This is a genomic window from Candidatus Omnitrophota bacterium (genome assembly GCA_025453395.1).
Lineage (GTDB): Bacteria > Omnitrophota > Gorgyraeia > Gygaellales > Profunditerraquicolaceae > JAlOQK01.
Genome location: JALOQK010000013.1, coordinates 1 through 10,736, shown reverse-complemented (window position 1 = coordinate 10,736; position 10,736 = coordinate 1). Strand labels below are relative to the sequence as shown.

The following is a 10,736-nucleotide window of genomic DNA, read 5'->3' as shown; positions in this document are numbered from 1 at the left end:
CAAGACAGAAAAGAACTGCAAGAGATACTAAGCCAACGCGACCAAAAAATCAATGAAAGCATAAAAAAACTGCACGGCCTTACAGCCGGCAGTGAATGGGATGATTGGTTCGGATTCAGCATCCAAGATATAAGAGATATGGAAAAAAACCATCCTGAATTGTATGAGGAGCTATTTGATCCCTTCCTGGCAAGAGCCAAACGCATGGGATTATCGAACGACAGAAGTCTTGACCTTTCTAATCCTAACGACAGATTAGCCTTAAGCAGACTTAACAGCGAACGCGATAAAAGAATCCACGACAGCTTATATCAAATACGCGGCATAGTCGGCAGTGAAATGGATTCAGCTACAACAGCAGGAGTAAGCCAACTTCTTGCCAGATGTTTAACTACTGATATAGAAGCGGCAGCCGCAGACGCCCATAATAACGGCTGGAAATTATCTAAAGACGCAGACCTGCGTAACCCAGAAAATCCATTTATCGGCTGGGGCAAGAAACGCGTAAGGGTAAATGCTGAAATCAAAGCTGTCACAAACAAAGAGGAAATGATCGCCATTCTCGCCAAACAGGCAGGCGTATCAGAAGAAACTATTGCTAAACAGCTTACCGAAGAAAAGTTCGCGGCAATTAAAAACGCCAAAGAAGGCAAAGATATCGTCCATCCGCTGTATAAATTCTTCCACGAGCTTAAAGACCAGCCATTAGTGATTGCCAAGAATGCGCTGCCTTTGATGGTCTTAACGCTTTACATGACTGATTTCAGGGGTAACGAAACCAAAACTAAAGAAGGCCTAGAAAAAGTCCTGGCTAATCTTATGAACGGCTCCGACCAAAAAGGAATACAAGACTTAAGGAAATTTCAGCATCTGGCTTTTCAGGCTTTGGTATTAGGCCAGGGAGAACGCGGATACGAAAATGAGGTCCCGGAAACAGAGCCTACCGGAAGGATGCGTAAACTTCCGCCCAATCCTGATTTCCAATCTCTGGGGCTTTTGGATGACGATGTTCAGGCGCTAGATGAATATACTATAGTGCCTGCGGCCAAGTGGCTAGCAGACAGGGCAAAAGAAATCCCCTCTACAAATGATATAACCCGCTCCGAAGGAGATATTTCCAGGATGCTGAATGATAACACTTCTGTTCCAGGCAAACCCGGAGGTATTGATTTCAGGGTAATGAATATTATTGTGCAACCAATGGGCAACTTCTCAAAGTTAAACTACGCACTACCAAAAATAGCAAATGCCCAAAACATCAATATCGAACAGGAAATCATACAGATCAAAAAAATGGTAGATTCAGGGATAATCCCTTCAGGAAACAGGATAAAAGAATTACTGGCGGCCTGTTCGCTGCGAGATCAAATGGATATACGCTCAGATGATATACACGCGTGCCTTACTGAGATCTTTAATTTGGAAGAAAATAATCTGGTTGAAAGTGATCCAGAGTTAAAGGAGACCTTAGTTATCCTAACTTCATCTACCTTGTAGCGAATACTTTTTTCATCAACCAAGCCATATTTTGGCCCAACACGCTCATGGTTGACAATCCCTCTGCATCTTTTTCCACATCTGCGATATCACGGCCCATTGCTATATTCCAATAGGAAGATCCTACGGTAATCATTTCTCCGATAGTGAAAAAATGGTTCAGAGTATCAAAGGCGTGAATTGCGCCCGCGCGCCTGACTGAAACAACTGCGGCGCCAATCTTGCGTTTGAACATTGAACCATTGGCCCGGGAAACAAATCCCGCGCGATCCATCAAGGCCTTTATCTGCGAAGTGCAATCAGCAAAATAAGTTGGCGAACCCAAAATAATCCCCTCTGCCTGGCCCATTTTCCTAATACAGTCATTTACTATATCGCCAGTTACCGCGCAGCGTTTGTCTTTGTTAGATAAACACTTATAACAGGCAATGCAACCCGAGATCTTTTCTCCGGCAAGTTGCACCAATTCTGTTTCAATACCCTCTTTTTCAAGCTCTTTAAATACATGTTTTATCATAATGGCAGTATTGCCATCTTTGCGCGCGCTTCCGTTAAAAGCTACAACTTTCATAAATCAACCTCCTTCTATATCCACCCGCACAAGGCTAATGCGCAGATGGTCTTGGCGTCGTTAATCTTTCCGGATTTAAGCAGGCTACGGGCCTTTCCTCTTGTAACTATATTACGCTCTATAATCTCATCGTTCTCAAGACGCATTTTGGCTCTCTTAAGATCAAATGCCTTATAAATAAATATTTTCTCGGTGGAATAACCCGGCACAGGATAAATAAACCCCAATTTGATAAGTTTGCCTGCCGAAAAACCAGTTTCCTCTATTAATTCCCGGCGCGCGCAAGCCAAAGGCGTTTCATTTTCTTCAAGGGTGCCGGCAGGAAGCTCATACAAATATTTCTTGATCACCGGCCTGTATTGACGAAGCATCACCACCTTACCATTACCTAGAAATGGCACGATTAACGCCGCGCCCGGATGCTTGATGATCGGAATATTTTTACACATGATAATATATGGCCTTCTCTGTCCTAACAGAAACTACGAGAAATAAACTACGCGCTTGCGTGGTAGATAGAATTACTACCAAACTTTTGGCGAATTCTATCTACCGCTTTATGCACTTTCTCTTTTTTAACTTCTTCCTTATCCACAAACAAATATTTTTCATCGGCACAAGAAAGATTTGAGGCCTTAACCCCAACTAGCCTGACCTTGCAATTCTTAACTTCAAAATCTTCAAAAAGCTTTCTAATAGTTTTAATCAAAACTTCGGAGAAATTTGTGGAATCAGGAATAGTCAAAGATCTGGTATAAGTCTTAAAATCCTCAAGCCTAACCTTTAAAGTAACAGTCCGGCATTTAAAGTTTGCTTCACGAAGCCGGTCAGATACCTGCTCACACAAAGAAGCCAAGGCGCTTATTATAGCACTTTTATCGTTTGTGTCTTTTTCAAAAGTAGTTTCATTGCTGATTGATTTTGCTTCTCTGTCAGTTTCAACTTCGCTCTGGTCTATCCCCCGGGCCATTTCCCAAAACCATTCGCCATTTTTGCCAAACTCTCTTACTAATTCCCCCTTTTCCTTTTGGGCAAGATCTCCGATTGTACGAATTCCCATCTGATCCAAGATAGTTTTGGTTTTACTGCCTACCCCCCAAAGCATATCTACATCTAACGGCCAAAGAAAATTAAGCAAATTCTCTTTCTTAACCTGAACCAAACCGTCTGGCTTATCTAAACCAGAAGCAATTTTCGCTGCCATCTTAGTAGGCGCTAAACCCACTGATGCTGTTAAGCCTGTTTCTTCTTTGATGCGTTTTTTTATAGCCACACAAGTCTGATAGGCAAAACGATGGATCTTATAGGTATCACTGATATCAAGAAAAGCTTCATCAATACTTACCTGCTCCACGCTCGGAGAGAAACTTTCAAAAATTTTCATTATCTGATTAGAAGCCTGAACATACTTTTGATAATCAACCGGAAGAAATATTGCCTGCGGGCATTTGCGGTAGGCAATGGAAATTGGCATAGCAGAGTGAATGCCAAATTTCCTGGCTTCGTAAGAACAGGTTGAAACAACTCCTCTGCCTGAACCTTTTTTAGGGTCAGAACCGACAATAACCGGCTTACCCTTATATTGCGGATTATCTCTTTGCTCAACACTAGCAAAGAACGCATCCATATCCACATGGACTATAAATCTATTCTTTTTCATCGCGCTATAAATGGATAAATTTTAGCTTCTTTTCTCCGGGTAAACGCTTGATCTTAATTTTGCGCTTTAAGCCGTCGGTTTTAGCAAGGTAATCTTCACTGCACATTAGCTTCACAGGCACCCTTGAGCATTTGCGCGATAGACATATTATACAACAAAAAAGCGCAGAGCAATCAATTACTCTGCGCAAAAGCATATGGCCGGACGGCCTCATAGCTCCAAGATATCTTTTTCCTTAACTCTTACAAACCCCCGCCCAAATACTTTAACCATCATTCTTACCGCGCGTTTTCCCGTGCAATGCATCGGAGCAACTCTATGTACGCCAAGCTGCCGCAAATCATCAATGACAGCCAAATTTACCTTATCAGGATTATCTTTTAAATGGAACCCGCCGAAAAGCGAATAAACCTGCGCTTTAAAACTTCCCTGCACATGTTTAATGATATTTACTACTCCGGGATGCGCGCACCCGCATATTACCGTTAAGCCATTGCCTGTTTTAATCACAACCGACTGCTCGCATATTTTTCTGCCTTCAGATTCACCAACAAGCTCTCCGCTGGAGTAAATATTATCTTTAATCTGCGTAACTTCGCCTGCTTCAACAAGTTTAACTCCAAAAGATAAAATTCTGTCTTTTATTTCCTGTTTAAATCCCGGACAGACATACACCGTGATATCCTTGCGGTTATTTATCAAATTCCACAATCCTGAAATGTGGTCCCAGTCATCGTGCGACAAAACAATATGTTTAATTTTAGCGGTATCAATATGAAGCTTGCTGATATTGCTTAAAAGCACGCCCGGGTCACCGAAAGTGTCAAACAAGACATCTTCGCCGATAAGAAACGAAACGCCCCAGCGGCGGATAAAACGCTCCCATTTAGTTGAGCCGACAGCTATAACCTTAATCTGCATTTATCGCAACCTCTCCCAGATCTGGCTGATTTCATCCGTAACAGGACAGCGCAGATATTCAACAATAGTTTTACCTCCAACCAGCGCTTTAACAACTGCCTTATCAAAAACGATCTTACCGATAACCGGCACGCCCTGCTTGCGGCAGAATTCTTCAATTTCTTTGGTCATAGCCGGATTCAAATCGCATTTGTTCACCACCAACTTAACCGGAATATTAAAATGCCTTGCCACTTCTATAACGCGCTCTGCGTCATGCAACCCGGAAAGCGTGGGCTCAGTCACAATAAGAGCGCAATCAACTCCCGATAACGAAGCAATCACCGGGCATCCAATGCCCGGGGGGCCGTCAATAATCACATAATCCAAGCTCTGCTTTTCGGCTAACTCTTTAGCAACCTGCCTAATTTTTGCCACAAGCTTGCCGGAATTCTCCTGCGCGATACCAAGCTTTGCGTGCACAAAAGATCCGTATTTTGTGTCGGAAACAAACCACTCCCCGGCCACATTCTCTTGCATACGGATAGCTGCCCGCGGGCATATATGGCTACAGAGAGCGCACCCTTCGCAGGAAAAGTCTTCAACCGTATAATCAGTTCTTATCGCCGAGAATTTGCATGCTAACGCGCATTCCCCGCATTCTATGCAAAGATTTTTATCAATAACCGCGGTTTGCCCGCTTTTAAACTCATGACGCTGTATAACTAAAGGATGCAATAACAAATGCAGATCCGCCGCGTCAACGTCGCAATCAACCATCACCTTTCTTTTGGCTAAAACTGCCAACGATCCGGTAATAATGGTCTTGCCTGTCCCGCCTTTTCCGCTAATAACTACTATCTGTTTCATTTTTTCGCGCTGACTACGACAAAACTGCCACAGCCAAAACCTTTCTTGGGTTTTTCAACGGTACGTATTTTCTCTGGAAAATCAGTTATTGTCTGGTAATAAGAAACATCCCGAAAACCGGCCTGCTTCAGTAAAGAAGTAACTTCTCTAACCGTGAAAAAACGCGCATTTTTGTAAAACACGCTTTTTTTCGCGCGGTAAAATTTTCCCAATAAGCTTTCTTTATCTATAATACAAACGATTATCCGCCCGGGACTTTTTAATACCCGCGCTGATTCCTTTAATACTTTTAAGGGGTTACGCACAAAACATAGCGTAATAATAACTGTGACATAATCAAAACTGGCATCCTCAAACGGAATGTTTTCTCCTCTGCCCCAGCGCGTACCCACGCCTCGCTTGAAAGCCCGCTTAAGCATCGCTGGCGAAGGATCAATTCCTGTCCTAATGCCCAGCGCCGCGGCAAACCTGCCTGTGCCCACCCCAATCTCAAGGCCATTTTTATTCTTAGGCAGGGCCTTCTTAATCGCCGCTAATTCAGAAAAGAACGCCGCCTTATGCTTATCATACCAGGCGTCATATTTCTTAGAATACGTTTCAAAAACTCTCATAAACCAAGGTCCCCGAACCAACCGTCATAAAACCTTTTAAGATGCTCGTATTCCTCTTTTGACATAATATTCTTTTTAACTTCTTTTTCTTTAAAAGAATACCGGTAATTCGAACAATAGCTTAAAATAAGCTCTTTGGCCCGGGATATTTTCTTAAATTTCTCCTCGCATAGTTTTTTATCCTTATGTTTGCATCGATCCGGATGATACGCCAGGCTTAAGTTGCGATACGCTTCTTTTATTTCATCAAGGCTGGCTTCTTCTCCCAAACCCAGTATTTTTCTTGCCTCATCAATTTGATTAAAATCCGCCATGTAATGCTCCTAAAGTTTCCGGCATTAAAAGAATTACTTTTCTTTTTTATACGGCCATGCCGCGATGCCGCCCTGCATAACCGAAACATTCTTCCAGCCGTTGGCCTCCAATACCAGCGCCGCCTCATACCCGCGAAGGGAAATTTTGCAGTAACAGATAATTTCCTTATCCTTATCCTGCGCAAACTCATGGAGGCGCTTACGCAAGGCGCCTATCTGAATTTACCAGATCCTCAACATGCATCCCGGCCTGAATAACCATTGCCTACTGGGCGATCTGCCTATTCACGTTACCCGGGCCCACGCATTGCGAGCCAAGCACCGCGTTTTCTCCCGCTACCCTAGCTTGTAAATTCGCGATATCGCCATGCGCGGCTAAAACATTTTTACCGGTTATCCGGTGCACCTTTTCAGTGCAACCCCCGCAAGCATAAATATAAGGAGCTGACAATCCAACTCTGTGCCGTTTTGCAGCTTCACCGCTTTCAACGCGCCGTTTTCCCCGATAAACCCGGCAATGCCATTAATTGATTGGGGCGTGGTAATTCCGCTTAAATCAACTCCGGGGACATCAGGCATGCGCGCGCAAGACCCGGTAGCAACTACCAGAACATCATATTGCTGGCTTCCAGACTCATTAGTAATAAGATTCTTAAAAGTTACCAGGCGCCTTTTAGTATCTATCTGGGTCACCTCTGTATTAACTCTAGCGTCAATTGCCTTGGCCTTAAGATAAAATTGGGAATCCCGCGTTACTGCGGTTGGCGTGCACAAAAGCATATTCCTATCGCTAAAAACACCTCCCACGTAATACGGATAACCGCATGATGCCATTGACAATTCAGGATCTTTCTGAAAAAGGATAATCTGCGCGTGTTCATCAAGGCGGCGAGCTTTGGCAGCCGCTTTAGGGCCGGCCGCAGACCCACCGATAACCACAATTCTCTTCGATGGCATATCTATTCCTCCTTTTTTACCGCGCATAACTTTAGGTATAAATTAATAAATTTATCCCGATAAGAAGCGTCCTTTTCTACAATAGGCACGCCTTCAGAATAGCTCGCCGCTATTTCCCGGCTAAAAGGGATCTTCATCAGAACGGGGATATTCTCATGCCTGCAATAATCTTCCACCTTACTATCGCCAATATCAAAGCGGTTAATAACTACGCCAAACGATATCTTTAATTTACGCAACAGATCAATAGCCAAGATAAGGTCATTGAACCCGAATGGCGTGGGCTCAGTTACCAGAATGCAAAAATCGCTTCCTTTAACCGCGGTAATCACCGGGCAAGACGTCCCGGGCGGCGCGTCGATAATCACTGTCCTTGCCGCATTAATATATTGCTTAACCTGTTTGATAACCGGCGGCGACATCGCCTCGCCGATATTAAGACGGCCGCTAATAAACTGCATATCGGCTTTTTCTCCTATTTCAATCAAACCGATCTGTTTATTAACTTGCTTGATCGCCTTTTCCGGGCAAAGTAAACTGCACGCTGCGCAACCATGGCATAGATGCGTAAAAATTAATACACTTCCCTTTTTACCTTCGCTGCCGGGAACAACCGCAATAGCGTGATAGGCGCAGATTGCACTACATTTACCGCAGTACGTACATTTCGCCTGGTCAATCTCTGGCACGCAGATAACCGCCTTTTTCTCTGCGCTAATTTTTGGTTTTAAGAAAATGTGGGCGTTGGGCTCTTCAACATCGCAATCAAGAAGCTGGATATTGCTAAGCGACAGCGCCAGATTAACCGCCACTGTAGTCTTGCCTGTGCCGCCCTTTCCGCTTGCCACCGAAATAATCATATTTAAACCGCTAATTTTTTTTCAGCAATAACAACGCTTTGATACAAACTTGATACTTTTTGGACTGAAAAACCATTTTTCTGAAGATATGCCTGCGCGCCGGTTAATCCAACTTTGCCCATTTCATGCGAATTACCTTCAAGGCTGTGAATTTTATCCATAACCTTGAACCCTTCCAGCGTAAAATCAGCTAATATTATTTTACCTTTGGGAGAAACAAGCCGGATAAATTCATTTATCACCTGATAAGGATTGCGCAAATGGTGCAGGACGTTTACTGAAAAAATAGTGTCAAAACTTGCGTTAGCAAAACTGGTACGCTCGCCGTTTTCAATCCTAAAATCTACCTGGCTTTCAAAACCGAAATGGGCGATATTCAGCCGCGCAAACCGCTGTTCTTCGGGCGAAATATCAAAAGTAACAAAATAATACCCGGCCTTAGCCAAAGCAAGCGCAAAATGCCCCTTGCCAGTTCCGGCCTCAAGAATCCTGCCTGAGACAGGCTGCGACTGCTTAAGGATAAAATCCCTTTCTTTATATACATCATATCCGAAACTTTTATATAGGGCTTGGCGCTCTAAATATCTCTTGTGGTTGTCTATGACTTCTTTGTCCAATTTTATTATTCCTAATCGTGTTCTTTAAACATCTTATCTTGTGATGGAATTTTAACCTGCTTCCATTAGCTGCTCTTGCCCGGAATGCCGAATTTTGAACCCACACTGGGGGCATCCGCAAGCTTATATTTACCGTTTTTGTAGCCGCCTATCGCCTCCTTAACTGTCCCAGAGACTGCGGTAAATATACTAATCCCGGCGGCTGATAAAACCTGATGCGCGTTAGGGCCGATATTTCCTGTTAATACCGCTTTAGCGCCTTTAGACACTACAAATTGGCCTGATTGAATACCTGCCCCGCCCTGAAACTGCGAATTAGAATTTTCACACGCCTCAAAACTGCCGGAATCAGTATCAAAGAAAATGAAATTCTGGCACCTGCCGAATCTGGGGTCAACCATTGACTCCAAAGTCTTTCCTTCTGAAGTAATGCATATTTTCATGTCAATGCCTTCTTTCTTAATGGCAGCTTCCGCCATGGCCGTGATCCTTACAAGCGTCAAGGCCGCCCAGGGCGTTATCCATAAAATCATCCAGGGCTTTTTGCACATTACCGGAATAACCAAATACCTGCACTCCGGCATTAGCAAATTTCTGTTGGGCGCCCATGCCCATTCCTCCGGCAATAACATGGGTTATATTATACTTTAGGATCTCATCAACCGCGACACATCCGCCCCCGCCGTGCACAGCGGTATTAGGCACAATGCGCGTGCCGATTATTTTCTTCTTATCCTTATCAATGTCCGCTAAAAAGAAAAACCTGCACTGCCCGAAATGCGCGCAGACATTACCGTGTACCCCATTTTCATCTTCTAGCACAACTCCGACTCTCATTTTTAACAAGCTCCTTTCTTATTTACTCTCCAGCTCCTGAACCCTTGCCTGTATCGCATCAAGTTCTTTTTTAAGGTATTCCGCTTGATCTTTCAGCGCAGATAACTGATCCTTGCCCCTGATCCATCCGGGAAGGCCTGTAGCATAGAAACAATTACGCCAACCTCTACCACCGCCTCTTCCTCTGAAAGCCCCTGCTCCTAACTGTTTTCCTGCTTCACCAACAGGCACAACACAATATCCTCTTCCCCCGCCTGTCATTGCCCCTTGGCCCCTTGGCCCTGTTGCGTCAAAACCTGGCATAGTTACCACCTTCCTTTCTTTAATGAAAATCGTTTTCACTAATTAATAAAAAAATATAGCGATTATTTCTTATCTGCGCATTCCTCGCATACGCCATAAAACTGTATAAGATGATTAGTAATCTTAAACTTATATTTCTGCCCCAATCCCCTCTCGATCTGATGAAGAAGCTCTACCTCATCATCAATAAAATCAGCATAGTCAATGATCTTATTGCATTGCGTGCACACTAAGTGGTGGTGGTGGTGTGCCCCCTTAGGCCCTTCGGCGAATTCATAGCGCGATCTTCCGTCGCCAAAATCAAGCTTATAGACCATGCCCAACCCTGACAACACATCCAGCGTCCGATAGACAGTAGTCAAACCCACATTGGGATACTTTGGATGAATCTTAATGTATATATCTTCAGCGCTTAAGTGGCCTTCGGACTTGGATAGAATATCAAGTATCGCCTCACGGCCCAAGGTAAGCCTATAGCCGCACCCCTGAAACTTGCCATGCCACCACCGCTGTCCTCTGCATTCGCCTCTTGGCATATATGTCCTTATTATTAACTAAATATTAATGGAAATGATTTTCATTACTAATATACAACATAAAAATACTCCTGTCAAGTTCTTTTAGTACAATAAAATGCCTGGGCGAATTGCAACTCTAATTGCGACAAAATTTAAATCCCTGATCAAAGCCGTTACTTTGTAAGTATTCGCTAGCTACCTGCCTGGGAGTCTTATACCCC

14 protein-coding genes and 1 pseudogene are annotated in these 10,736 nt (G+C 43.8%); 1 reads left to right on the top strand and 14 read right to left on the bottom strand.

Features of this window, described 5'->3' with window-relative positions; translation table 11 throughout:
* Positions 1-1,497, top strand: a 1,497-nt coding sequence (locus tag MUF05_07745; GenBank protein MCU0666969.1) for a hypothetical protein, incomplete at its 5' end; no start/stop codon positions are given.
* Here the strand turns inward: MUF05_07745 and MUF05_07740 are convergent.
* From MUF05_07740 to MUF05_07675, 14 genes and pseudogenes are all read right to left on the bottom strand, one after another.
* Positions 1,487-2,068 (bottom strand): flavodoxin family protein, encoded by a 582-nt coding sequence (locus MUF05_07740; GenBank protein MCU0666968.1) that lies wholly within the window; start codon positions 2,066-2,068, stop codon positions 1,487-1,489. The genes MUF05_07745 and MUF05_07740 overlap by 11 nt on opposite strands.
* A gap of 14 nt (positions 2,069-2,082) precedes the next feature.
* Positions 2,083-2,517 (bottom strand): NUDIX hydrolase, encoded by a 435-nt coding sequence (locus MUF05_07735; protein ID MCU0666967.1) that lies wholly within the window; start codon positions 2,515-2,517, stop codon positions 2,083-2,085.
* 47 nt (positions 2,518-2,564) lie between these two features.
* A complete protein-coding gene (gene dinB, locus MUF05_07730; protein ID MCU0666966.1) occupies positions 2,565-3,728 on the bottom strand; it encodes a DNA polymerase IV in 1,164 nt (387 codons plus the stop codon).
* Between the two features lie 210 nt (positions 3,729-3,938).
* Positions 3,939-4,649 carry an MBL fold metallo-hydrolase gene (locus MUF05_07725; protein ID MCU0666965.1) on the bottom strand — a complete coding sequence of 237 codons (711 nt, stop codon included), beginning with the start codon at positions 4,647-4,649 and terminating at the stop codon, positions 3,939-3,941.
* The gene (locus MUF05_07720; protein MCU0666964.1) at positions 4,650-5,498 is read right to left on the bottom strand and encodes a P-loop NTPase; all 849 of its coding nucleotides are present in this window, start codon (positions 5,496-5,498) and stop codon (positions 4,650-4,652) included.
* Positions 5,495-6,109, bottom strand: coding sequence for a class I SAM-dependent methyltransferase (locus MUF05_07715; protein MCU0666963.1), 615 nt, complete (start codon positions 6,107-6,109; stop codon positions 5,495-5,497). The genes MUF05_07720 and MUF05_07715 overlap by 4 nt, the downstream gene beginning before the upstream one ends.
* Positions 6,106-6,423, bottom strand: coding sequence for a DnaJ domain-containing protein (locus tag MUF05_07710; GenBank protein ID MCU0666962.1), 318 nt, complete (start codon positions 6,421-6,423; stop codon positions 6,106-6,108). Before MUF05_07710 ends, MUF05_07715 begins: the two co-directional genes overlap by 4 nt.
* 33 nt (positions 6,424-6,456) lie before the next feature.
* Positions 6,457-7,380 (bottom strand): annotated as a pseudogene (locus tag MUF05_07705) (FAD-dependent oxidoreductase).
* Positions 7,381-7,382: 2 nt separating this feature from the next.
* Positions 7,383-8,240 carry an ATP-binding protein gene (locus MUF05_07700; protein ID MCU0666961.1) on the bottom strand — a complete coding sequence of 286 codons (858 nt, stop codon included), beginning with the start codon at positions 8,238-8,240 and terminating at the stop codon, positions 7,383-7,385.
* 2 nt (positions 8,241-8,242) lie between these two features.
* Positions 8,243-8,857, bottom strand: coding sequence for a class I SAM-dependent methyltransferase (locus MUF05_07695; protein MCU0666960.1), 615 nt, complete (start codon positions 8,855-8,857; stop codon positions 8,243-8,245).
* Positions 8,858-8,922: 65 nt separating this feature from the next.
* Positions 8,923-9,336: a NifB/NifX family molybdenum-iron cluster-binding protein gene (locus MUF05_07690; GenBank protein ID MCU0666959.1), complete on the bottom strand. Its 414-nt coding sequence runs from the start codon at positions 9,334-9,336 to the stop codon at positions 8,923-8,925.
* On the bottom strand, positions 9,317-9,694 hold the full coding sequence (locus tag MUF05_07685; GenBank protein ID MCU0666958.1) for a NifB/NifX family molybdenum-iron cluster-binding protein: 378 nt from the start codon (positions 9,692-9,694) through the stop codon (positions 9,317-9,319). The genes MUF05_07690 and MUF05_07685 overlap by 20 nt, the downstream gene beginning before the upstream one ends.
* A gap of 18 nt (positions 9,695-9,712) precedes the next feature.
* Positions 9,713-9,997 carry a DUF5320 domain-containing protein gene (locus MUF05_07680; GenBank protein MCU0666957.1) on the bottom strand — a complete coding sequence of 95 codons (285 nt, stop codon included), beginning with the start codon at positions 9,995-9,997 and terminating at the stop codon, positions 9,713-9,715.
* Between the two features lie 62 nt (positions 9,998-10,059).
* Positions 10,060-10,533, bottom strand: a complete 474-nt coding sequence (locus MUF05_07675) for a transcriptional repressor (GenBank protein ID MCU0666956.1) — start codon at positions 10,531-10,533, stop codon at positions 10,060-10,062.
* Positions 10,534-10,736: the final 203 nt, after the last annotated feature.